Source organism: Kitasatospora sp. NPDC058032, assembly GCF_042885845.1.
Taxonomy (GTDB): domain Bacteria; phylum Actinomycetota; class Actinomycetes; order Streptomycetales; family Streptomycetaceae; genus Kitasatospora.
Map to the genome: position 1 here is coordinate 27717 of NZ_JBHVRK010000013.1, position 21998 is coordinate 49714.

The window sequence follows — 21998 nt, forward strand, 5'->3', positions numbered from 1 at the left end:
CACCACCCCAGCGCCGACGAGAGGAGAGCCGCGGTGAACGGCAGCGCCCAGGAGCAGCGGACCGCCCAGGCCCCCACCTTCCAGGAACTCCAGGAGCGGGCACGCGCCGCCGCGGCCGGGCCCAGGGGCGCCCACGGCGCGGACGCCGCGATCGTCTGCGACCGGCTGGTGCGCATCTTCAGCGCCCAGGGCGTCGAGGTGCAGGCCCTGCAGGGCCTCGAACTGACCATCCGCCAGGGCGACCTGGTCGCGCTGGTCGGTGCCTCCGGCAGCGGCAAGTCCACCCTGCTGACCATCCTCGCCGGGCTGGACGTGCCGACCGCCGGCACCGCCACCGTCGCCGGCTGCGACCTGCTGGAGATGTCCCCGCGCGAACGGCTGCGCTACCGCCGCGAGGTGGTCGGCTTCATCTGGCAGCAGACCGCCCGCAACCTGCTGCCCTTCCTCACCGCCGCCGAGAACATCGCCCTGCCGATGCAGCTGCGCGGCGGCCGCCGGACACACGGCGGATCGCGCGGGCAGGCCGCCCGGGTCGCCGAACTGCTGGAGGCCCTGGAGATCGGCGAGCTCGCCCGCCGCCGGCCGAGCGAGATGTCCGGCGGCCAGCAGCAGCGCGTCGCCATCGCCGTCGCCATGGCCAACAACCCGCCGGTGCTGCTCGCCGACGAGCCCACCGGTGAGCTGGACTCGGAGACCGGGGCGAGCATCTTCGAGGCCTTCCGCACCGTCAACCGGGAACTCGGCGCCACCGTCGTCATCGTCACCCACGACCCGATGGTGGCCGGCGAGGTCCGCCGCACCGTCGCCATCCGCGACGGCCGTACCAGCAGCGAGGTGCTCCGCCGCACCCTCACCGACGAGCACGGCGAGGAGTCGGTCAACGAGACCGAGTACGTGATGCTGGACCGCACCGGCCGGGTCCAGCTCCCGGCCAAGTTCCTGGAGGCGCTCGGCATGGAGCACCGCGTCGCCGTCGAACTCGCCCCGGACCACATCGCGGTGCGCCCCGACGACCTCGAAGGGCACTGACGGTCCGGCGATCCGGTGCTGGGATACTGGACCGGAACGTTCCGCGGCGACGGCAGGCGGTGGCAGGTGGCGACAGGTGGCGAGGGGCGGCCCATGAGCAGCCGGGTGAGGGTGCTGAGGAAGCAGAACCGGCTGAGCCTGGAGGCGTTGGCGGCGCAGGTCGGCGTCACCAAGAGCTACCTCTCCAAGGTGGAGCGAGGCTTGAGCGACCCGTCGATCTCCACCGCGCTGAAGCTCGCGCACGCGCTCAACGTGGACGTCGGGCGGCTCTTCTCGGACGAGGTGGAGCCCGAGCTGGTCACGGTGGTGCGGGCCGGCGAGCGGACCCCGATGACCGCGGGCGCCGTCCCGGGCGGCGCCCGCTACGAGGGCATCGCCACCGGGCTGGCCGGCAAGCAGATGGTGCCGTTCATGATGCACCCGCCGCTGGAGCCCGCCGACGCGCCGTTCAAGTCCCACGCGGGCGAGGAGTTCCTCTTCGTCCACGAGGGCACCGCCGAGCTGGAGTTCCCGGAGCGGACGGTCGCCCTCGCCGCGGGGGACAGCGTCTACTTCAACGCCGCGCTGCCGCACCGCTGCCGCTCCACCGGCGGGGCACCGGCCGCGATCCTCGTGGTGATCCACGACGACCCGGCCGGTCCCGGCGACCGCGTCCCGACCCTGCCCTGACGCCGTCGACGCCGCTGACGCCGTCCCGGCCGGTCAGCGCTGGTGGCGGCGGGCCCGCCGGGCCCGCAGGTACTCCCGGGCGAGCAGCCGCAGCGCGGCCGGCTTGGCCGGGCTCGCGGAGCGGTGCAGCAGCGCCCCGAGGTCGGCCCGGGCGGCGGCACTGGTGAGCGTCTCCACCTCGACGACGCAGCGGACCATCGGCCGGTGTGCGGCGGGCACCAGCTCGACGACGGCCCGGCCCTCGGCCAGCGTGCGGTCGGCGGTGTCGAGCAGTTCGCCGAGCAGCGCCCGGACGGCCGGGCGGTCGCGGGCCTGCTCCAGGTCGTCCCGGGTGACGCCGTGCCGCTCCAGCGCCTGCCGGGGGATCGTGAGCCGGCCCTCGGCGAGGTCCTCGGCCAGGTCGTTGACGAAGTCGAGCCGCTGGCTGCCGTCGATGAAGGTCCGGCAGGCGGCCCGGTAGGCGCTCTGGTCGCCGGCCGGGCCGAGCAGCGCGGCGACGACCATGAAGCCCGGCAGCGAGTACCCGTCGACATAGCGCTGGTAGTCCGCCTCGGTGGCGAACCCGGTGAAGTCGAGGTCGGCGTCCGCCGCCGCCAGGTAGTCCAGGACCCGCTCGCGCAGGACGGGGTGGGCTGCCGCGCTGTGCAGCAGGGGGCGCAGCCCGGGGTCGTCGGTACGGCCGGCGGCGAGGCCGTCGGCGACCCGCTGCCGCCACCGGGCGGCGGCCTCCCGCCGGCCGGCCACCGGACCGCTGTCGAGCAGGGTGTCCGTGCGGTGCATGAACGCGGCGGCGGTGATCACGTGCGGGACGGTGCGCTCGGGCAGCAGCAGCCCGGCCGCCACCGCGACCTCCCGCCGGTAGCGGGTCACCTGCTCGCGCTGCCGCCCGTACTCGGCCCGCAACCCGGCCTCCCGGACCCCCGCCGCGTCCAGCGCCCGCTCCCACCGGCCCACCCGTCCCACCGTTCCTTTCGTCCCCGACGCACCGAAAGGCCCGAGCCTAACCAGCGCACCGCCCGGTCACCTATTCGGCGGTCGGGCGGTGCGGGTGGTGCGGGTGGTGCGGGGTCCGTGCGGGGTCCGTGCCGGTGGCTCAGGCCATGGTGGCGAGGAGTTCGGCGAGACGGGCGGTGCCGGGCTCGTCGAGCGGGAGCAGGGGGCGGCGCGGGGCGCCGGCGTCGAGGCCGAGCAGGGCCAGGCCGGCCTTGACGGTGGTGGGCAGACCGCCGCGGAGGATGAACTCCAGGACGGGGAGCTGGCGGTAGAAGACCTCGCGGGCGGTGTCCAGGTCCCCGGCGCGCACGGCGCGGTGGAGTTCCAGGACCGGGCCGGGGATGAGGCACGGCGCGGCGGTGCACCAGCCGGCCGCTCCGGCGGCGAAGGCCTCCAGCGCCAGCGGGTTGCTGCCGTTGTAGAACGGCAGCGCGCCGTCGGTGAGCTGGGAGAGCCGGTGCATCCGCTGCACGTCGCCGCTGCTCTCCTTGACCATGGTGATGTTCTCCACCCGGTCGACCAGCGAGACCATCAGCTCGGGGGAGAGGTCGATGCCGCTGGTGGCCGGGTTGTTGTAGATCATCACCGGGACGGAGACGGCGTCCGCGACCTCGGTGAAGTGCCGGACCACCTCGCGTTCGTCGAGCTTCCAGTAGGACTGCGGCAGCACCATCACCGCGTCCGCGCCCGCCCGTTCGGCGAACCGGGCGCGCCGTACGGCGCTGCGGGTGGTGAGGTCGGCGACGCCGACCACGGCGGGCACCCGCTTGGCGACGGCGGCGAGCGCGGCCTCGGCGGTGGTGTGCCACTCCTGGTCGTCCAGGTAGGCGCTCTCGCCGGTGGAGCCGAGCGGGGCGACGGCGTGGCAGCCGGCGTCGATCAGCCGGTCGACGAGGGCGGTGAGGGCGGCGGTGTCGACGCCGCCCGCCTCGCCGGGGGTGAACGGGGTCACCGGGTAGGCGATGATCCCCTCCAGGACGAGTCCGGCCATCTCAGGCACCACCCTCGGTGCGGGCGCCGGCGACGCCGAGCGCGTCGCCGTGACCGGCGCGCAGCGCGCGGCGGGCGTAGTAGCCGAAGTTGGCCTGGCTGCGCTTGGCGGTGGAGGTCCAGTCGTGGGCCTCGCGGGCGAGTGCCTCGGGTATCTCCTGGATCCGGCCGGCCGCCGAGGCGAGCAGCTGGAGCCGGGCGGCCCGTTCGAAGAGCACGGCGAGGGTGCAGGACTCCTCGACGCCGCCGGTGGCGACCAGCATGCCGTGGTGGGCGAGGAGCAGGGCGCGCTTGTCGCCGAGCGCGGCGGAGATCAGCTCACCCTCCTCGTTGCCGACCGGGATGCCGGGCCAGCTGGGCAGGAAGGCGCAGTCGTCGTACAGCGGGGTGAGGTCCATGTGCGAGACGACCAGGGGTGTTTCGAGCATCGACAGCGCCGAGATGTGCAGCGGGTGGGTGTGGATGATGCAGTTCACGTCGGGGCGGGCCCGGTAGACCCAGCTGTGGAAGCGGTTGGCCGGGTTCGCCATGCCCTCGCCGTCGAGGACTTCGAGGTCCTCGTCGACCAGCAGCAGGTTGTCCTCGGTGATCTCGTCGAAGCCGAGTCCGAGCCGCTGGGTGTAGTAGGTGCCGGGCTGTTCGGCGCGGGCGGTGATCTGTCCGGCCAGGCCGGAGTCATGGCCGGCGTCGAACAGGATCCGGCAGGTGAGCGCGAGCTTCTGGCGGATGGTCCAGCCGTTGTCGGGGATGGCGGTGCGCATCCTGCGGTGCGCGAGGTCGACCAGCTCCGCCTTGGCGGTGGTCATGGTGTCGGCCATGCCGGGATTCTCCTTCGTCCGGGTGGGGGCCGCGTGCCGCCCGTGCCCCGGGGGAGGCAGGGCGGCACGCCGGTGTCCCGCGGCCGGGGGACCGACCGTTGGACACGTTGTTCACCATAGGACACCTTGTGTCCTCATGTCGACGGAGAACCCGGGGCCGAACCCTCCGACGGGCCTTTCGGTGGACCCTCGGGGCGGCCGTTCCCCGGCTCAGCTGTCGCCGCCCGTGCGGCGGATCAGCCCGGAACGCTCGGCGTCCGACCGCAGATCGCCGCCGGGGGTGTCACGAGTGGAACGGTCGCCGCGGGCCGCGGCCGTGCAGAGCGCGAAGACGAGCAGGGCGCTCGCCGCCGCGGCGAGGATGCCGAGGGCGGCCAGGACGCGGAGCCAGGTCACGGAAGGTGCCTCCAGAAGGACGCGTGAGCAAGTGCCGCCGGTGATATCGGCAGACCGGTCCGTCGGGTCGAGCATCCACGGGCGGTTCCGGTGGCCGCCCGCCCGCGCGCACGGTCGCGCACGCGGGCGGCCGAAGCGCGAACGGTGTGCGCCGGACCCGCCCGCACGCCCCGGGGCACCCCTGGAAACTGACGAATCCTCACCAAACGGCGCCCACCCTAGGGCGCCCGGACCGGCCGCGGGTAATGGACGGACCCGTTCGGGTGAGGCCCGGCCGCGGGCGGTGACCGGCGCCCGGACCGGGAACCGAACGGGGGTCCGCGGGTGTGGATTGTTATCGTTCCGGGTCGGACACGGAAGGGGTGAGAGGGCGGCATGGACAGGTCGGCCATCGTGGACGGGCCGGGGGCGGTCCCGCCCGGTGCGGGACGGACGACGGGGGCGGGGATGGAACCGCGGGGCCTGGTGGACCTGCGCGGCGAGGACGGCGCACCGTTCGCCGTCCACTACCCGGGCGACGCGGTCGTGGTGGTCTCCGGACTGCCCGGCAGCGGCAAGAGCACCCTGCTGCGCCGCTGGTCCGCCCGCGCGCCGCAGGCCGTCACCGTCGACCCGCGGGCGGTGCACGAGGCCTGCGCCGCCGTCATGCCGGCCCGCCTGCCGTACGCGGTCTACCGGCCGTGGGCGCGGCTGGAGCACTTCCGCCTGCTGCGCCGCTCGGTGCGCCGGGGCGGGCCGCTGCTGGTGCACGACTGCGGCAGCCGGGCGTGGATGCGCCGCTGGCTCGCCCGGGAGGCGGCCCGGCAGGGGAGGGAACTGCACCTCGTCCTGCTGGACGTGGGCGCGGCCACTGCCCTGGACGGTCAGCGGGCGCGCGGGCGCCGGGCCTCGCGCCGGGCCTTCGCCCGGCACCGGAGGGGCCTCGGCCGGCTGCGCACCGCCCTCGGCGCGCACGCGCGCGGCGCCGCCGTGACGCCCGTGCCGGAGGCGGTGTCGGTCCTGCTGCTGGACGGCGTCTCCCGGTCCCGGGCGGCCGAGGCGAGGTTCGGCTCCGGCACCGGCCGGGGCACCGACTCCGCCACCGGCCCGGATGTCGGTACGGCCCAAGGTTGACGCGGGTGCGGGTCGGCCGGGGACACTGGGGCGAAAGATGATCCTGTCGACCCGTCAGCCACGAGGGAGTGCCCTGAATGTCCGGCAGCACCGCCGTCACCGACAGCCTCTGGTTCCGCCGATTCCACCCCTTCGACGCGGCGCCCGCCCGGGTCGTGTTCTTCCCGCACGCGGGCGGCTCGGCCGGCTTCTACCGGGACTGGTCGGCCGAACTCTCGCCGTACGCCGACGTGCTCGCCGTGCAGTACCCCGGCCGGCTGGACCGGATCGACGAGCCGGCCCTGGACTCGCTGACCGAACTCGCCGAGCGCGTCTACACGGCGCTGCGGCCGTGGGCCGACCGGCCGCTGGTGCTGTTCGGGCACAGCATGGGTGCGGCGGTCGCCTTCGAGGTGGCTCGCCGCTTCGAGCGCGACGGCGTGAGCGGCCCGGTGCGGCTGTGCGTCTCGGGCAGCCGGGCGCCGTCCCACCCCCGTGACTCGGCGGTGCACCTGATGCCCGACGAGGGGCTGATCGCGGAGCTGGCCCGGCTGGGCGGCACCGACGAGCGGCTGCTGGCCGATCCGGAGCTGCGGGCGCTGATCCTGCCGTCGCTGCGCGGCGACTACACGGCGATCGAGACGTACCTGGCCGAGCGGGCGGAGGGCGTCGCGGTACCGGTCACCGTGCTGACCGGGGACGCGGACCCGCGGGTGACGGTCGAGCAGGCGCACGACTGGGCCGCGCACACCACCGGGGCCTTCGACATCCACGTCTTCCCGGGCGGTCACTTCTACCTGACCCCCGAGCGCCGCGCCGTGCTGGACGTCGTGACCTCCCACCTGCGGGCCTGACGGCGCCGGGCCCCGGCGCGGCGCGGCCACCCGCGGGCGCCGCGCCGGGCGTACCGGTGCTGTCGCGGGCCGGCGCCGCCGGGGCTCAGTGCCGGGACGGGGGCCAGGACAGGCCGGGGTCCATGGCCTGCAGGACCTGGAGGCAGATCCCGCGCAGCTGTTCGAGCTGTTCGGGGTCCAGGGGGTCGACGACCAGGGACCGCACCTGTTCCACGTGGCCGGGTGCGCTGTCGGCCAGCTTCCGGAAGCCCTCCTCGGTGAGCACGGCGTTGGTGGCGCGGCCGTCGCCCGGGCAGCGCTCGCGGCGTACGTAGCCCTGCCCTTCGAGCCGGGTGACCACGTGCGACAGGCGCGAGAGCGAGCCGTTGGCGAGGACGGCGAGGTCGCTCATGCGCAGCGTGCGGTCCGGGGCGTCGGAGAGGCCGGCCAGGACGAGGTACTCGAACTGGTTCAGGCCCGAGTCGGCCCGCAGCTGGGCGTCCAGGGCGGCGGGCAGTTTGATGATCATCGCGCTGAACGCCTTCCAGGCCTCCAGTTCGGATGCGCTGAGCCAGCGCGGTTCGTCCCTGTTCATGGCGATCACTCTAGTAACCCGAACATTCACTTGACGCTTCAAGTAGCTCGGCGTATTTTGCTTGAAGCTTCAACTCAAATATCGGAGTGACATGAACGTCTTTCTCTGGGTCCTCGCCGGCCTCCTCGCCGCCCTCTTCCTCGCGGCCGGCACGCCCAAGCTGCTCCAGTCCAAGGAAAAGGTCATCGAGGCCACCGGCACCTGGGCGGTGAACTACCCGCCCGCCGCGATCAAGGTGATCGGCCTGCTGGAGATCCTGGGCGGCATCGGCCTGGTCCTGCCGGCCGCCGTCGACATCGCGCCCGGCCTGGTGCCGGTCGCGGCGACCGGGCTCGGGATCGTCATGGTCGGTGCCGCCGTCGTGCACGGCCGACGCGGCGAGGGGCGCAGCGTGGTGGTCAACGTGGCGCTGCTGGTCCTCGCGGCGGTTGTCGCCTGGGGGCGGTTCGGGCCGTACGCGTTCTAACGGACGGTCAAGGGGTGGTCGGGGATGGGCGGGATCGGTCGCGGGAAATCAAATGTTGACACGTTTGTGACAGCGGGGCGTGCGTAAAGCCTTCCCCAAGGATGCGCCGTTCTGGCATGTTGCGTTCAACCCCGTGTGACCCCCTCGAACACGGGCCGATCGGAGGACGCACGTGTCACCCCTGATATCCCGTCCGATATCCCGTCGGATGTCCCGGCAGGTCGGCCGCCCCACCGCCGCGCTCGCCCTCCTCGCCGCCGCGGCCCTGGCCGTTCCCGCGACCCTGGCCACCGCGGCGGCCGCCGCCCCGGCCGCCCCGGCCGGACCGGTCCCGGCCGCCGCCCCGGCCGCCCCCGCCCCGCAGGCCCCGGCCGCGGTGACCGCTCCGTCGGCCGCCGCCGGCTGGGCCGCCGGGACCCGCGCCTACCTGGTGATCAGCGCCCCCGCCGACGTCGCCGCCGCCAAGGCCGCGGTGACCGCCAACGGCGGTACGGTCTTCGCGAGTTACGACGCGATCGGCGTGGTCGTCGCGCACGCGACGGCCGGCACCTTCGCCGCCGCCCTGCGCGCCGTGCCCGGCATCCAGCAGGTCGGCGCCACCCGGACCTCGGACGTCCCGGCCGACGCCTACAACCCGGCGCTGCCGGCCAACCCCGCCCAGTCGGCCACCACCCTCACCGAGACCAACCGCTGGGACATGACCCAGATCAAGGCCGACCAGGCCTGGGCCGTCTCCACCGGCTCCTCCGCCGTCAAGGTCGGTGTGCTGGACACCGGCGTCGACGACCAGCACCAGGACCTCGCGCCCAACTTCGACGCCGCCGACTCGGTCTCCTGCGCGTACGGAAAGCCCGACACCCGCACCGGCGCCTGGCGCGACGTCGACACCCACGGCACCCACGTCGCCGGCACCATCGCCGCCGCGAAGAACGGCAAGGGTGTCGTCGGCGTGGCCCCCGGCGTCAGGATCGCCTCGGTGCGCATCGCCGAGCCGACCAGCACGCTGTTCTTCGCCGAGAACACCGTCTGCGGCTTCGTCTGGGCCGGCGACCACGGCTTCAAGGTGACCAACAACAGCTACTACACCGATCCCTGGCAGTTCAACTGCCCGGACAACCTGGACCAGGCGGCCATCATCGAGGGCGTCCGCCGCGCCCAGGAGTACGCCGAGGGCAAGGGCTCGCTGCAGGTCGCCGCCGCCGGCAACTCCAACTACGACCTCGCCAACAAGACCACCGACAGCGACAGCCCCAACGACTCCACCAAGGTCACCCGGACCATCACCAACGCCTGCCTGGACATCCCGACCGAGCTGCCCGGCGTGGTGACCGTCTCCGCGATGGCCGGCGGTACCGCCAAGGCCTCCTACTCCAACTACGGCCGGGGCGTCATCGACGTCGCCGCGCCCGGCGGGGACGGCGCCACCGGGGTCTACTCCACCCTGCCCGGCGGCAAGTACGGCACCAAGAGCGGCACCTCGATGGCCTCCCCGCACGTTACCGGCGTCGCGGCGCTGATCGCGAGCGCCAACCCCGCCTTCACCCCGGCCGACCTCCGGGCCAGGCTCGCCGCCCAGGCCAACGACGTGGCCTGCCCCGCGTCCGACGGCCGCTGCACCGGTACCACGGCCGTCAACTCCTTCTTCGGCGAGGGCCAGGTCGACGCGCTCAAGGCCGTCGGCGGCGGCACCCCGCCGGCGGGCAAGTACTTCGAGACCCTGACCGACGTGGCGATCACCGACAACGCCACCGTGGACAGCCCGCTCACCGTCACCGGCGTCGGCGGCAGCGCCCCCGCGGCGCTCAAGGTCGGCGTCGACATCAAGCACACCTACCGCGGCGACCTGGTCGTCTCCCTGGTCGCCCCGAACGGCACCGTCCACCTGCTGGAGGACTTCCCGAACGGCGACAGCGCCGACGACGTCGTCAAGACCTACACGGTGAACGCCTCCGCGAGCCCGGCCGACGGCACCTGGAAGCTGCGCGTCAAGGACGGCGCCGCCGGCGACACCGGCACCATCGACGCCTGGAACCTGACCTTCTGATCCTTCCGGTCCTCCCGATCCACCCGGTCCTCCCGATTCATCCGGCCCTTCCGACGGCCGACCCGTCCGGCGGGCAGCGCGGACGGGCCCGGCGCGGCGCGCGCTTCACCCGGGTGCGCCCTCCACTGCCCTGGTTCGTCTACCGAAGAACCAGGGCAGTGGGGCACTCCGGCGCCGCCGGCCCGCCCGCCCCCGGCCGCCGAGAGGACCGTCCGTTGACCGACGACATCGCCTACGCCAGGATCCACCCCGCCATCGGCATCGCCCGGGTCGGCAACAGCACCCGCGGCGACGGCTGGTTCTACGGCCCGGAGGTCCCCGACCCGCCCGCCGAGCAGGCGGGCTTCTACAAGGACGACCAGGGCGCGATCAAACGCCAGGCCGCCCGCTTCCGGATCTACGGCTACGCCGCCGACGGGCGGGCCGTGCGCGAGCTGACCGCCACCGACCCGCAGGTGACGATCGAATGGTCGGTGCACGTGGCCAACAAGAAGGCCGCCTGGTACGAGTTCAGCCTCCCGCTGGACATCCCCGACATGAAGGACAAGCCCGAGCCCCGGCGCAACGCCGCGGTCGCCGACCGTGCGAGCCTGATCATCGATCCCGGCGCCAAGAAGCTGGCGGCCGGCAGCACGGACGTCGTCGAGTTCACCGGCGGCTCCTTCCTCGGCACGGCCGTCCCGCTCGGCCGGATGCACACCGACGCGGCCGGCCGCCTGGTGGTGCTCGGCGGGCTCGGAAAGTCCCGCAACCCCAACGGCGACGGACTCCACTCCTACGGCAACAACGACGGCTGGTGCGACGACACCTCCGACGGCCCGGTCACCGCCACCGTCACCCTCGGCGGCAAGGCGCTGCGCGTCGACCCGGCCTGGGTGGTGGTCGCCCCGCCCAACTACGCGCCCGACGTCAAGACCGTGCGGACCCTGTACGACGTGCTCTACGACCTCTTCGTCACCGAGGGCGGGCTGGAGCCGCCGAAGACCGTCAACTTCGACCGGGACGTCAAACCGATCCTCCACCGCTTCTGCGAACTCCAATGGGTGAACAAGGGCTTCGCCACCCACTTCGGCTTCGGCGGGCCCGAGTACTTCCTGGCCCCCGACCACCTCGCCCGGCTCGGCAGCCCGTCGGCCACCCAGGAGGAGCTGCGCCGTCAGGTCTACACGTCGCTGCGCGATCCGAAGCGCGACGGCATCTCCCCGGTGCCCTGGCCCTGGATCTACGGCGACGGCATGGTGAGCAAGCCGGTCCCCACCGCGCTGCTGCAGTACCTGACGCTCTCCCCGACCCAGGACTCGGTCCTGCTCGCCTGGATGAAGGGCGAGTTCGAGACCACGCCCTGGCCGGGCTTCCCGACCGACCTGGAGAGCGCGCCGGTCGCCGACCGGCCCGGCCTGCTGGACCGCGCCGCCCTCGACTTCTGCCTCGCCGACGCCTTCCACCCCGGCTGCGAGGTCACCTGGCCGATCCGCCACGCCACCATGTACAGCGAGCCGCTGCGGATCCGCCCGCGCCCCGCGGGCACCGTCGAACCGGACTACGGTGAGAAGCTCAGCCAGGCCCGGGCGCTCGGCGCCGACGGCCCGCTGCACCAGTCCGGGCCGGGCGACCTGACCCGCTGGATGGCTGTGCCCTGGCAGACCGACACCGCCAGCTGCCGCTCCGGCTACGAGTCCCTCGCCAACCTCGGCCCGCGCTACGACCCCTACCTGCCGACCTTCTGGCCCGCGCGGGTGCCCAACCACGTCCTCAAGGAGAGCGACTTCCTGATCGTCAACAAGGAGACCACCCCGACCGAGGAGGACGGCCGCGAGGCCGCGTTCGCCAAACGCGCCTCCTGGCTGCGCGGCCTGAAGGGCGACCACGACCAGCAGCTCACGCAGGCCGCCGCCGAGTGGTACAAGTTCGGCATCGTCGAGGTCCGCGCCTACACCGTGGGCGACGGCCGCTTCCCGGACCGGATCCAGGTCGAGTCCGTCCCCGGCTTCGACCTCACGGGCGTCTCCGACAACCGCAACCTGGTCGCCGTCCACGTCCCCGCCGCGGTCGTCGGTGAGGACGCCTACACCGCGCAGACGGCGAGCGTGGTCCTGGAACACACCGGCCTGTCCGGCGAGGACGTCGTCATCGGCTACTTCGACAAGGTCGACCCCTTCGGCGTGGACGCCGGCCGGCCGGCCGAGGGCGGCTCGTGACGCCGTCGTACGACGTGGTCGTGGTGGGCGGCGGTCCGGCGGGTGCGGCCGCCGCCCTCGCGCTGGCCGGCCGGGGACGCGGCGTCCTGCTCGCCGACGCCCCCGGCGGGCCGCCGGCGATCGGCGAGGCGCTGCCCGCCGCCGCCCGGATGCTGCTGCGCGACCTCGGCGCCGCCGGCACCGTCCCCGGCGACGGGCACCTGCCCTGCTACGGCAACCGCTCGGTGTGGGGATCGGCGGTGCCGGCCTCGGTGGACAGCATCCGCGACCCCCACGGTCCCGGCTGGCACCTCGACCGGCGGCTGTTCGACCGGCGGCTTCGCGAGGCCGCCGCGACGGCCGGGGCGGAGGTCCGCACGGCGGGGGCCCGCCCCGTGCGGCGGCACGCCGACGGCAGCTGGACGCTCGCCCTGCACGGCGGCGCGGGTCCCGCTGCGGTGGTGCGCTGCCGCTGGGTCGTCGACGCCACCGGACGCCGGGCCGCCGTCGCCACCACCCACGGTGCCCGCCGGCTCGTCGGCGACCGGCTGGTCGCGCTGCACCTGGTGCTCGGGCCCGGGGCGGGCGCCGCCGAGGACAGCACCACGCTCGTCGAGGCGGGGCCCGACGGCTGGTGGTACAGCGCGCCGCTGCCGGGCGGCCGGTTGCTGCTGGCCTTCTTCACCGACGGCGACCTGCCGGCCGCGCGAGGAGGGGCGGAGGCGTTCCGGTACCGGCTCGGCGCCACCGGCCCCACCGCCGTCCGGGCCGCCGGGTACCGGTTCCCGTCGTGTGCCCTGTCCGGCTCGTCCTCCTCACGCGCCTCGCCCGCCCGTGCCCCGGCGCACACCGCCCGCCTCGACCGCGTGCACGGCGACGGCTGGACCGCCGCCGGGGACGCCGCCGCGGCCTTTGACCCGCTGTCCTCCCAGGGCATCCTCACCGCGCTGTGGACCGGCCGCGCCGCCGGCCTCGCGGTGGACGCCGTGCTCACCGGCGACCCGTCCGCGCTCGACCGCTACGCCACCGCCGTCGCCGGCGTGGTCACCGCCTACCGCCGCAACCACGCCGCCCACTACGGCCTCGAACGGCGCTGGCCCGCCCGGCCGTTCTGGCGGCGCCGCCACCCGTCCGCGGCGGCCGGGCCCGCGCCGGACCCGTTCGTCAGCCGGCCGGCGGGCCCGGCAGCAGCGGTCCGGTGACCTCCTTGACCTCCTGGTCGTCGTCGTTGACGCTCGCGGTGATCGAGCCGGTCGCGCTGGACAGCAGGCCGAGCAGCAGGAAGGCCACCAGCAGCCCTCGGCCCGCACCGCTGAGCACCAGCGGCCGGGTCGCCGACACCGGGCCGCCCGGCTCCGAGCCGGGCTCGTCGCCGAAGAGCTGCTTCGGGTAGGCCGGGGTCAGCATCATCAGATAGGCCAGGTACCGCATGCGGTAGCGCAGCACCGCCGCCGTCGCCTCGAACAGCGGCTGCGGCATCCGCCCGAGGATCAGCACCACCAGCCAGCTGATCCAGCCGACCACCCACCAGCCGGCGAACAGCAGCCCCTGCACGACGGCCGCCGGGATGACCAGGACCAGCCGGAAGAGCACCGCGAGCCGGTTGAGCTCGCCCGGCCGCAGCTCGACCCGGACGGGGTAGTCCGGGGTGCGGAAGGCGAAGGGCGGATAGCGGTCGTGGGTCAGCAGGAGGGAGGACGTCACCCGGGTCTCGTACGGCAGGTACGCCGAGAGGTAGTCGGCGGCGAAGCCGGGCAGCCGGCCCAGGACCAGCGCGCCGAACCAGCCGACGACTGTGACGAAGAAGGCCACCACCGACAGCGCCCAGACCACGATGAACTGCGGGATCAGCAGCAGCAGCCGCAGCAGCACGGTCAGCCGGTTCTGCGGTCCGGGGGCGGGCAGGTCGAGCGGGGGCAGCCACTCCGGCGGGTAGCGGACGGCTTCGGGGGGAGCCTGCCACATCGGGGGCCTCCAGATCTCGGCACCGGGCGGACGGCGCGACGAGGCCGCGCGTGCTCCGAAGATCGCAGCCCCGCCGCGCTGTCCGCGCGCTGCGCTGCTCCATCCGGCGGAGTGCGCCGGGCGGTCCGCTCCGATCATTTCGACATCTGATCCGACAAGCGCTTGGCGGCCATTCGGTGAGGTGTCGGACAGAAGACCGGCAGGTTCGAACGATTGCGGTCGGAACACCTCGGGAGGCGGTCGGCGGGGCAGCATCGCTCCCAACGCGATCGGGTTCCCGCCGATCGGCTGTCATGTTCGGGGCGTGCTCACCACGGAGGTGCCGGTTTGCCAGCGATCGACGACCACGACCACGACTACCGGTCCGACGCGGCCGGCGAGGTCCGCGTGCCCGCTGCCGACGGCCTTCCGGGCCTCGCCGACTTCGACGCCTTCCTGCGCGTCTCCGCCGACCTGACCGGCTTCGACGAGACCGAGCTGCGCGGCACCGGGATGGCGCACGAGCACCACCGCACCCTGCTCGCCCACCACGTCCGCGACGAACACGCCCTGCTCCACCTCTGGTACGTCGGCGCCTGGCCGGACGAACCGCCCTCGTCACCCCGCGCCCACGACCGGGGCCTGATGTGGCGCACCTTCCACGGCGCCGCCCCCGGCAGCACCGCCCCCGGGCACGGCAGCTGGGCCCGGGCCCCGCACGACGGCGGCGACCGGTGAGCCGCCCGACGCCGCACCGCCACGCCGACGACACCGACCACGCCGACGGCGACCGCCCCTGGGACGTCGTCGTGGTCGGCGCGGGCTTCGCCGGCTCGCTGGTCGCCCACCGCCTCGGCGGACACGGCCACCGGGTGCTCGTCCTGGAAGCCGGCCCCGCCGTCCCCGGCGCCGCCGCGACCGGCACCGCCCACCGGGCCGCCGGCGGCGGCACCCCCACCTCGCCCTACCCGCGCAGCGCCGACGCCCCCTCCCCGGACGTCGACGACCTGACCGGCCTGCCCGGCGGCGGGTTCACGGCCACCGGACACCTCGTCCAGCACGGCCCGCTGCCCTACGCCAGCGGCTACCTGCGGGCCAACGGCGGCACCGGGCTGCTCTGGACCGGCCTCACCCCGCGCATGCACCCCGAGGACTTCCGCACCGCCGACCTCGGCCACGGCCGCAACTGGCCGATCGGCTACCCGGACCTCGAACCGTACTACCGCCAGGCCGAACGGGAACTCGGCGTCGCCGCCGACGCCGCGCAGCAACGCCGCGCCGTCGGCCTGCCCATCCCCGACGACTACGCCTTCCCGATGCGCCCCGTCCCGGCCAGCCACCTCGACCGGCTCGTCGCCCGCGCCCTCGACGGCCGGACCGCCCGCGACCCGGCGGTGGACGGGGAGACCCGGCTCACCGTCAGCACCACCCCGCACGCCCGCAACGCCCGGCCGACGCGCGACGCGGACGGCGCCCACCGGTCCACCCAGGACGCGGATCGCGCCGACCGCCCCCACCACCCGGAGGGCCCGCTCTGCCAGGGCGCCGCCGCCTGTGTCCCGGTCTGCCCCACCGGTGCCAAGTACACCCCGCTGCGGACCCAGGCCCGCTGGGCCCCCGGCGTCCGGCTGCGCACCGACGCCGTGGTGAGCCGGGTCCTGGTCGACGGCACCGGCCGCGCCACCGGCGTCGAGTACCACACCGGCGGCGCCACCCACCGGGTCCGGGCCGAGCTGGTCGTGCTCGCCGCCCACGCGATCGAGAACGCCCGGCTGCTGCTGCTGTCCGGTCTCGCCAACCGCAGCGACCAGGTCGGCCGCAACCTGATGGACCACCCGGTGCTGCTCACCTGGGGCCTGCTGCCGCAGCCGACCGGCCCCTACCGGGGACCGGGCTCGACCAGCGGCCTGGAGGCCTTCCGGTTCGGCGCCGCCCGGGCCCGCCGGGCACCCTTCCGGATCGAGATCGGCAACTGGGGCTGGTCCTGGGCCGGCCGTCCGCCCGGGGTCGAGACCGCGGACCTGTTGCGCGCCGGGCTGCGCGGCAAGGAGCTCCGCGATCGTCTCGGCGACCGCCTCGGCCGCCAGTTCTCGCTCCAGTTCGAACTGGAGCAGCCCGCCGACCCGGCCAACCGGGTCACCCTCGACCACGGCCGCCGTGACCGGCTCGGACTGCCGAGGCCCGCCCTGCACTACGACCTCTCGGGCTACGTCCGGCAGGGCATGGCCTCCGCCCGGGCCGTCTCCGACCAGCTGTTCGCCCTGCTCGGCGCCGAGGACCACACCCGCTACGACGCCGGCCCCGGCTGGCCCGGGCGCCTCGAACACCGTGGCCGGGTCCACGGCTACCGGGGCGCCGGGCACGCCGGCGGCACCCATGTGATGGGCGACGCGCCGGGCAGCTCCGTGGTCGATGCGTGGCAGCGCTGTTGGGACCACCCCAACCTGTACGCCGTCGGCTGCGGCTCGATGCCCTCCCTCGGCACCTCCAACCCCTCGCTCACCATGGCCGCGCTGGCCCTGCGCAGCGCCGACCGCATGCACCGGGAGCTCACGGCGCTGCGACGGCCGGCCACCCTCGCCGCTCCGTCCCCGTCCCCGTCTCCGTCTCCGTCCCCTCCATCTCCTCCGTCTCCTCCGTCACCGACCTCGTCCCCGACGCCGTCCAGGGAGTCCTCATGACCGGTCTGCCGCTGCCGCCCGTGCCGGAGCCGTACTACCTGCCCTTCCACTACGGCGCGCTGCACAACATCGGTGTGGACTTCCTGGTCGACCCCGGACCGGTACGGGTCCTGCTCGCCGAGCGGCATCCCGCGCTGGCCGCCGCCGACTTCGGCGGCCGGGCCTGCGTCTCGCTCAACTACCAGCTGTACTTCGCCCAGTACCCGACCGGCGGCGGGATCACCGAGGAGGTGGAGATCAACGTCATCGCCCACCCCGCGTCCGCCGCCGACCGGCTGCCGGCCGTCGACTACGGTCAGTACGCCCGCGGCCACGACCAGACCAGGCTGCTCGGCATCGCCCGCCTCCACGTGCTCTGCGACAACCCGCTCGCGATCGACGCGGGCACCCGCCTCTACGCCGAGCCCAAGCACCCCGGGTGGTTCACCGCCGTCCTGCCCTCGCTCAACGCGGCCGCCGTGCACGACCGCTGGTCCTTCGTCTGCCACCGCGCAGGCCTCGGGCCGGAGGGCCTGCGGCGGTACGACGAGGAGCTCTTCGCGGTCGAGGCGGACCTCGCCGGTCTCGACGGCGAGCCGGTGGTCAACACCCCGGTCACCGGTTACGGCACCGACTCCGCCGGGCGGCTGCTCGCCGGTCCGCTGACCGTCCACCAGCCCTACCGCTTCCACCCGCTCGACACCCGCACCGCCGACCGGATCCGGCTCACCCCCGGGCGGCAGCGGCCGGGTCCGGAGTCCGGGCCGGAGCCGGGGGACCGCAGCCGGGAGGCCGCCGCCGACCTCGCCCGCCTGGTCGGGGACGCACCCGCCGCCGGCGTGTGGACGTACCAGTCCGCCCCGGTCGCCGCGCACCACCGCCCGTACTACGTCCGCTGACCCGGGACGGCCCGGCACCGCACCGACCGTCGGCCGAGCCGGAGCGCTTCACTCCATCAGGTGAAGCAGACGGCGGTGGCCCGTCCGCCCCGGCACCGCTCGCCGATAGTGGGACCGATCGGGCACCGAGCCCCGACGTACGGAGAGAAGGAGCGGCACATGCGGAACGAGGCCACCCAGCGGGTCGAGCTCGTCTTCGAACTGTTCGACGCGAACCGCAACGGCGTGATCGACATCGGCGACTTCGATCTGATGTCCAAGCGCGTGGTCGAAGCCGCCGCCGACTCGGACGAGACTGCCAAGGAGGCCATCCGGGCCGCCTTCCGGCGCTACTGGGTGGTCCTGGAGACGGAGCTGGACGCCAACGGGGACGGCGTTGTCACCCGGGAGGAGTTCCGCGGCTTCGTCCTGTCGCCCGAGCGCTTCGGCCCGACGATCGGACAGTTCGCCGACGCTCTGGCCGCGCTCGGCGACCCGGACGGCGACGGCCTGGTCGAACGCCCGCGGTTCGTGGCGCTGATGACCGCGATCGGCTTCGGACACGCCAACATCGACGCCCTCTTCGACGCCTTCGGACCGACCGCCGACGACCGGATCCCGGTGGCCACCTGGGCGGAGGGCATCCGCGACTACTACGCCCCGGACAAGGCCGGGATCCCGGGCGACCGCCTGGTGGGCAGCCCGACCACCTGATCAGTCCGGCGCAGGCATCCCGCCCGTACCGGACCAGTCGACGACCAGCCGAGGAGCAGTGTGAAACCAGCAGTCGGACTCGCCGTGGGCCGGGGAACGGGCGTGGAGCTCGCCGCCGTCTTCGAACGGGCCCTGCACCGGATCGTGGCCCCGCACGGCGCCGGGATAGAGATCGTCAGGTCCCCGCGGACCTACCACTCGTACGTCTCGCTCCGTCAGGAGGTGGGCGACACCGAGCGGATCCGCCGGCTCACCGAGGAGGACGCCGGCCACTACGAGCGGTTCTGCCGCGAGCTGGCGCGGGCGGGCACGACGGCCGTCTTCCGGACGGCCGTCAACGCCCAGTCGCTCTACCTGGTCCGGCAGCGTCTGCAGGCCGTCAAGGTCGAGCCGATCGCGGCCGGGGACGCCTCGCTGCTGCTGGTCCGGGACGAGGCCCAGGGCTTCTACACCGGGGAGAACCGGCACGCCCCGGGCGTGGTCACCCGCACCATGGAGTTCAGCCGGGAGATCACCGGCAAGGTGCTCGACTACGCCGTCCGGCGCGCCTGGCGGCAGTGGCCCGACGGCGGGCCCGCCCGGGTGGTGATGGCCTACAAGTTCCATCTGCTGGACGGCGCCCTGGACGACTGGGTGGAAGAGCTCGGGCGGGGCCTCGGCGTGGAGGTGCGGCTGTTCCAGCCCGACACGGTCAACCGCAATCTGATCACGCACGGCCTCGGCGACCGCACGGTCATCCTGGCGGGCAACGAGTGGGCCGACATCATGCACGTCGTCCTGCTCGACCGGTTCGGCGGTGAGCGGCAGGAGAGCCGCTGCACGGAGAACGTCCACCTCCACCCGGAGCTGGCGGGGCTGGTGGAGTACCAGACCGTGCACGGCTCCGCCGACGACCTCGCGGGCAAGGACACCGTCAATCCGGTCGCCACCCTGCGTGCCGCCGCCGTCGTCGCCGAGCGGCACGCCGGCTGCCCGGGCGCCGTGGCCGCCGTCGAGGGAGCCCTGGCCGTCGCCGAGGAACAGGGCATACGCACCCCCGACCTCGGCGGACGGCACTCCACCACGGCGGTGGTCGACGCGGTGCTCGACGCCCTGACGGCGCGGGCGTCCGCCGGTCCGCCGTCGGTCGGCGCCCCCCGTTCCTCCGGCCCGCCGCCCGTCGCCACGCCGCCCGTCGCCACGCCGCCTGTCGGCACGCTCGCGGACCGTTCGTGAGTGCCGCTGCGCAGCGGACCGCGCTGATCGTGATCGACCTGCAGAACGACTTCTGCGCCGGCCCCGTCGCCGCCGCCCGCTACCCCGGGGATCCGCAGCGGCTCGCCACCGTCGCCGCCAACGCGGCCCGGGCCGTGCGGACGGCCCGCGCGCACGGTACCGAGGTGGTCTTCGTCCGCTTCCTCGGCGACCCCGTGCACCAGGGCGCCGCCTGGCGCCACCGGGACGCCGTGCTGGGCAAGCGCCCCAAGTGCCTCGAAGGGAGCTGGGGCGCCGAGTTCCACGGCGTGGCGCCGGAGCCCGGCGAGGAGGTGTTCACCAAGCACGCCACTTTCGACGCCTTCCTCACGGAGGGCTTCGGCCCGTACCTCACCGGGCGGGGGATCGGGCACCTGGTGTTCGCGGGCGTGTTCGCCGACGTCTGTGTGGACAGCACCGCGCGCACCGCCTTCCAGAAGGGCTTCCACGTGACGGTGCTCCGTGACTGCACCGCCGCCCTGCACCACCCCGACGAGGACGTGCTGCGCTTCATGGGCCGCGTCTACGGCGCCCGCGTCACCACCCACGACCGACCCGCCGTCTGGACACGGCTTCCCGAGTATCTGGAGAGACCATGACCACCGCCGCGGCCGCCCCCGGCACCAGCGCCGTCACGACCTCGCCCGGGGCCGCCACCGGCGTGGACGGGGGCGTCGGACGGACCGCGCTGATGGTCGCCGCCGCCCGGGCGATCGAGAGCCACCGCCCCGGCGCGCTGGCCCGGGACCCGCTCGCCGAGCACTTCGTCCGCGCCGCCCGCGCGTCCGCGCACTGGCCGGTCCACCCCCGGGACGTCCCGGGTGGTGGGGACGGCGGGGACGGCGCGGAGGATCCGCTCTGGGGGCGGCTCGGCGGCTACTTCGCGCTGCGGACCAGGACCCTGGACGACCACCTGCTGCGGGCCGCCCGGCTCGGGGCCCGGCAGGTGGTACTGCTCGGTGCCGGGCTGGACGCCCGGGCCCACCGCGTGGACTGGCCGTCCGGTACGACCGTCTTCGAGCTCGACCGGGCCCGGGTGCTCGCCTTCAAGCAGCAGGTCCTGGACCGGATCGGCGCGCGGCCGACGGCGCGGCGGGTGCCGGTGGCCTGTGACCTGCGCGTCGACTGGGCCGGCGCGCTGACCGCCGCCGGTTTCCGCCCCGGCGAGCCGACCGCCTGGCTCGCCGAGGGCCTGCTGCTCTACCTGCCCGCGGCGGCGGAGCGGCGGCTGGTCGCCACCGTCGACCGGCTGAGCGCCCCCGGGAGCAGCCTGGCCTATGAGGTGAAGCTCGGCATGGAGCCCTCCGCGGTGCGCCGCAACCCCGTGTACCTCGCGGCGCGCGACCGTCTCGGCATCGACCTGCTCGCGCTGTTCGACGACGAGCCCCGGCCCGACACCGCCGCGGACCTGACCGCCCGGGGCTGGTCCACCGTCACCCGCACGCCCTTCGACTTCACCCGTCACTACGGCCGCGGTCCCCGCCCCGAGCCCGATGACGCGCTCGCCGCCAACCGCTGGACCTTCGCCGCGCGCGGCCTGCTGCCCGGCCCCCGCCGCCGGCGGGCCAGGAGCTGACCCGCCGGGCTTTCCGATTGGTGCGGACCCCGGGGCGGGCCTACCGTCGAGGGCACGAGCGAGTCGAGCACGACCGGCCGACGATCCGGAGAACCCACCATGTCGAAGAAGATCCTTTTCGTGATGACCGGCGCCGACCACTGGACGCTGGCCGACGGCACCCGGCACCCGACCGGCTACTGGGCCGAGGAGGCCGCCGCGCCGTACGAGGAGTTCAAGGCCGCCGGGCACTCCGTCACCGTGGCCACGCCGGGCGGTGTGGTGCCGACCGTCGACGCCGCCAGCCTCGCCCCGGACTTCAACGGCGGGGAGGAGGGCGCGCGAAGGGTCGCGGAGGTGCTCGCCGGCGCCGAGGAGTTCAAACGCCCGATCGGGCTGGCGGACGTCCGGGTGGACGACTACGACGCCGTCTACTACCCGGGCGGTCACGGCCCGATGGAGGACCTGGCGGTCGACGCCGACTCCGGCCGGCTGCTGGTCCGCGCGCTGAAGTCCGGCAGGCCGCTCGGCGTCGTCTGCCACGGGCCGGCCGCGATGCTGGCCGCGGTCGAGGAGGACGGCGGCAATGCGTTCAAGGGCTACCGGGTCTCGGCGTTCAGCAATGAGGAGGAGGCGCAGGCCGGCTTCGCCGACAAGGCGAAGTGGCTGCTGGCCGACCGCCTCGCCGAGGCCGGTGTCGAGGTGCAGGTCGGTGAGCCCTGGGTGCCGAAGGTGGTGGTCGACCGCAACCTGGTCACCGGTCAGAACCCGGCCTCCGCGGCCCCGCTCGCCGTCGAACTGCTGAGGAGGCTGTCCGGCTGACGGGTCCGGGCGCCGGCTGCGGACGCCGCCCGTCCGGTCCGGCGCGGCGTTGGCCGTCGGTCTGTACCGTCCGGCGTGTTGCACGGAGCG

22 protein-coding genes are annotated in these 21998 nt (G+C 74.5%); 16 read left to right on the plus strand and 6 right to left on the minus strand.

All coding sequences use genetic code 11. The annotated features are described in order from the left end of the window. The first annotated feature begins 33 nt into the window (after positions 1-33). Both ACFVUH_RS21280 and ACFVUH_RS21285 read left to right on the plus strand, forming a co-directional pair. On the plus strand, positions 34-1029 hold the full coding sequence (locus ACFVUH_RS21280; protein ID WP_355361177.1) for an ABC transporter ATP-binding protein: 996 nt from the start codon (positions 34-36) through the stop codon (positions 1027-1029). Between the two features lie 93 nt (positions 1030-1122). Beyond that, positions 1123-1698, plus strand: a complete 576-nt coding sequence (locus ACFVUH_RS21285) for an XRE family transcriptional regulator (protein WP_355361175.1) — start codon at positions 1123-1125, stop codon at positions 1696-1698. A gap of 33 nt (positions 1699-1731) precedes the next feature. On the opposite strand, the gene ACFVUH_RS21290 is transcribed toward ACFVUH_RS21285, so the two are convergent. The 4 genes from ACFVUH_RS21290 to ACFVUH_RS21305 form a co-directional block, all read right to left on the minus strand. After that, positions 1732-2652, minus strand: a complete 921-nt coding sequence (locus tag ACFVUH_RS21290; protein ID WP_387914893.1) for a phytoene/squalene synthase family protein — start codon at positions 2650-2652, stop codon at positions 1732-1734. A 139-nt stretch (positions 2653-2791) separates the two neighbouring features. Continuing rightward, positions 2792-3682 carry a dihydrodipicolinate synthase family protein gene (locus ACFVUH_RS21295; RefSeq protein ID WP_387914894.1) on the minus strand — a complete coding sequence of 297 codons (891 nt, stop codon included), beginning with the start codon at positions 3680-3682 and terminating at the stop codon, positions 2792-2794. A 1-nt stretch (position 3683) separates the two neighbouring features. Further along, positions 3684-4499 carry an aldolase gene (locus tag ACFVUH_RS21300; RefSeq protein WP_355361167.1) on the minus strand — a complete coding sequence of 272 codons (816 nt, stop codon included), beginning with the start codon at positions 4497-4499 and terminating at the stop codon, positions 3684-3686. A gap of 210 nt (positions 4500-4709) precedes the next feature. Further along, positions 4710-4895 (minus strand): hypothetical protein, encoded by a 186-nt coding sequence (locus ACFVUH_RS21305; RefSeq protein WP_355361165.1) that lies wholly within the window; start codon positions 4893-4895, stop codon positions 4710-4712. A 447-nt stretch (positions 4896-5342) separates the two neighbouring features. Here ACFVUH_RS21305 and ACFVUH_RS21310 point away from each other — a divergent pair, with 447 nt between their 5' ends. Further along, positions 5343-6008, plus strand: a complete 666-nt coding sequence (locus ACFVUH_RS21310) for an AAA family ATPase (RefSeq protein ID WP_387914895.1) — start codon at positions 5343-5345, stop codon at positions 6006-6008. Between the two features lie 77 nt (positions 6009-6085). Beyond that, positions 6086-6841, plus strand: a complete 756-nt coding sequence (locus tag ACFVUH_RS21315) for an alpha/beta fold hydrolase (protein WP_355361161.1) — start codon at positions 6086-6088, stop codon at positions 6839-6841. Positions 6842-6926: 85 nt separating this feature from the next. Here ACFVUH_RS21315 and ACFVUH_RS21320 read toward each other — a convergent pair whose 3' ends face one another. Further along, positions 6927-7415, minus strand: a complete 489-nt coding sequence (locus ACFVUH_RS21320; protein WP_355361159.1) for a MarR family transcriptional regulator — start codon at positions 7413-7415, stop codon at positions 6927-6929. Between the two features lie 91 nt (positions 7416-7506). Between ACFVUH_RS21320 and ACFVUH_RS21325 the strand changes: the two genes are divergently transcribed. The 4 genes from ACFVUH_RS21325 to ACFVUH_RS21340 all read left to right on the plus strand — a co-directional run bounded on the left by ACFVUH_RS21325 (position 7507) and on the right by ACFVUH_RS21340 (position 13304). After that, the gene (locus ACFVUH_RS21325; RefSeq protein WP_387914896.1) at positions 7507-7881 is read left to right on the plus strand and encodes a DoxX family protein; all 375 of its coding nucleotides are present in this window, start codon (positions 7507-7509) and stop codon (positions 7879-7881) included. Positions 7882-8089: 208 nt separating this feature from the next. Further along, the gene (locus tag ACFVUH_RS21330) at positions 8090-9925 is read left to right on the plus strand and encodes a S8 family serine peptidase (protein ID WP_387914897.1); all 1836 of its coding nucleotides are present in this window, start codon (positions 8090-8092) and stop codon (positions 9923-9925) included. 215 nt (positions 9926-10140) lie between these two features. Beyond that, the gene (locus ACFVUH_RS21335) at positions 10141-12123 is read left to right on the plus strand and encodes a LodA/GoxA family CTQ-dependent oxidase (protein WP_387914898.1); all 1983 of its coding nucleotides are present in this window, start codon (positions 10141-10143) and stop codon (positions 12121-12123) included. Next, complete coding sequence (locus ACFVUH_RS21340) at positions 12120-13304, plus strand: tryptophan 7-halogenase (protein ID WP_387914899.1); 1185 nt, start codon at positions 12120-12122, stop codon at positions 13302-13304. The genes ACFVUH_RS21335 and ACFVUH_RS21340 overlap by 4 nt, the downstream gene beginning before the upstream one ends. Here the strand turns inward: ACFVUH_RS21340 and ACFVUH_RS21345 are convergent. Further along, entirely contained in the window at positions 13267-14067 is an 801-nt protein-coding gene (locus ACFVUH_RS21345; protein WP_387914900.1) for a DUF4389 domain-containing protein, read from the minus strand. The two genes, ACFVUH_RS21340 and ACFVUH_RS21345, sit on opposite strands and share 38 nt — an antisense overlap. A gap of 327 nt (positions 14068-14394) precedes the next feature. On the opposite strand from ACFVUH_RS21345, the gene ACFVUH_RS21350 reads away from it, so the two are divergent. The 8 genes from ACFVUH_RS21350 (at position 14395) to ACFVUH_RS21385 (ending at position 21908) form a co-directional block, all read left to right on the plus strand. Beyond that, entirely contained in the window at positions 14395-14784 is a 390-nt protein-coding gene (locus ACFVUH_RS21350; protein WP_387914901.1) for a hypothetical protein, read from the plus strand. Further along, positions 14781-16727, plus strand: coding sequence for a GMC family oxidoreductase (locus ACFVUH_RS21355; protein ID WP_387914902.1), 1947 nt, complete (start codon positions 14781-14783; stop codon positions 16725-16727). Before ACFVUH_RS21350 ends, ACFVUH_RS21355 begins: the two co-directional genes overlap by 4 nt. After that, positions 16724-17605 carry a hypothetical protein gene (locus ACFVUH_RS21360; RefSeq protein WP_387914903.1) on the plus strand — a complete coding sequence of 294 codons (882 nt, stop codon included), beginning with the start codon at positions 16724-16726 and terminating at the stop codon, positions 17603-17605. The genes ACFVUH_RS21355 and ACFVUH_RS21360 overlap by 4 nt, the downstream gene beginning before the upstream one ends. Before the next feature lie 159 nt (positions 17606-17764). Then, on the plus strand, positions 17765-18298 hold the full coding sequence (locus tag ACFVUH_RS21365; protein ID WP_355361141.1) for an EF-hand domain-containing protein: 534 nt from the start codon (positions 17765-17767) through the stop codon (positions 18296-18298). Positions 18299-18358: 60 nt separating this feature from the next. After that, entirely contained in the window at positions 18359-19513 is a 1155-nt protein-coding gene (locus tag ACFVUH_RS21370; RefSeq protein ID WP_387914904.1) for an isocitrate/isopropylmalate family dehydrogenase, read from the plus strand. Beyond that, the gene (locus ACFVUH_RS21375) at positions 19510-20130 is read left to right on the plus strand and encodes a cysteine hydrolase family protein (protein WP_387914905.1); all 621 of its coding nucleotides are present in this window, start codon (positions 19510-19512) and stop codon (positions 20128-20130) included. The genes ACFVUH_RS21370 and ACFVUH_RS21375 overlap by 4 nt, the downstream gene beginning before the upstream one ends. Before the next feature lie 92 nt (positions 20131-20222). Continuing rightward, positions 20223-21107, plus strand: coding sequence for an SAM-dependent methyltransferase (locus ACFVUH_RS21380; RefSeq protein ID WP_387915035.1), 885 nt, complete (start codon positions 20223-20225; stop codon positions 21105-21107). 99 nt (positions 21108-21206) lie between these two features. Continuing rightward, a complete protein-coding gene (locus ACFVUH_RS21385; protein WP_387914906.1) occupies positions 21207-21908 on the plus strand; it encodes a type 1 glutamine amidotransferase domain-containing protein in 702 nt (233 codons plus the stop codon). Positions 21909-21998: the final 90 nt, after the last annotated feature.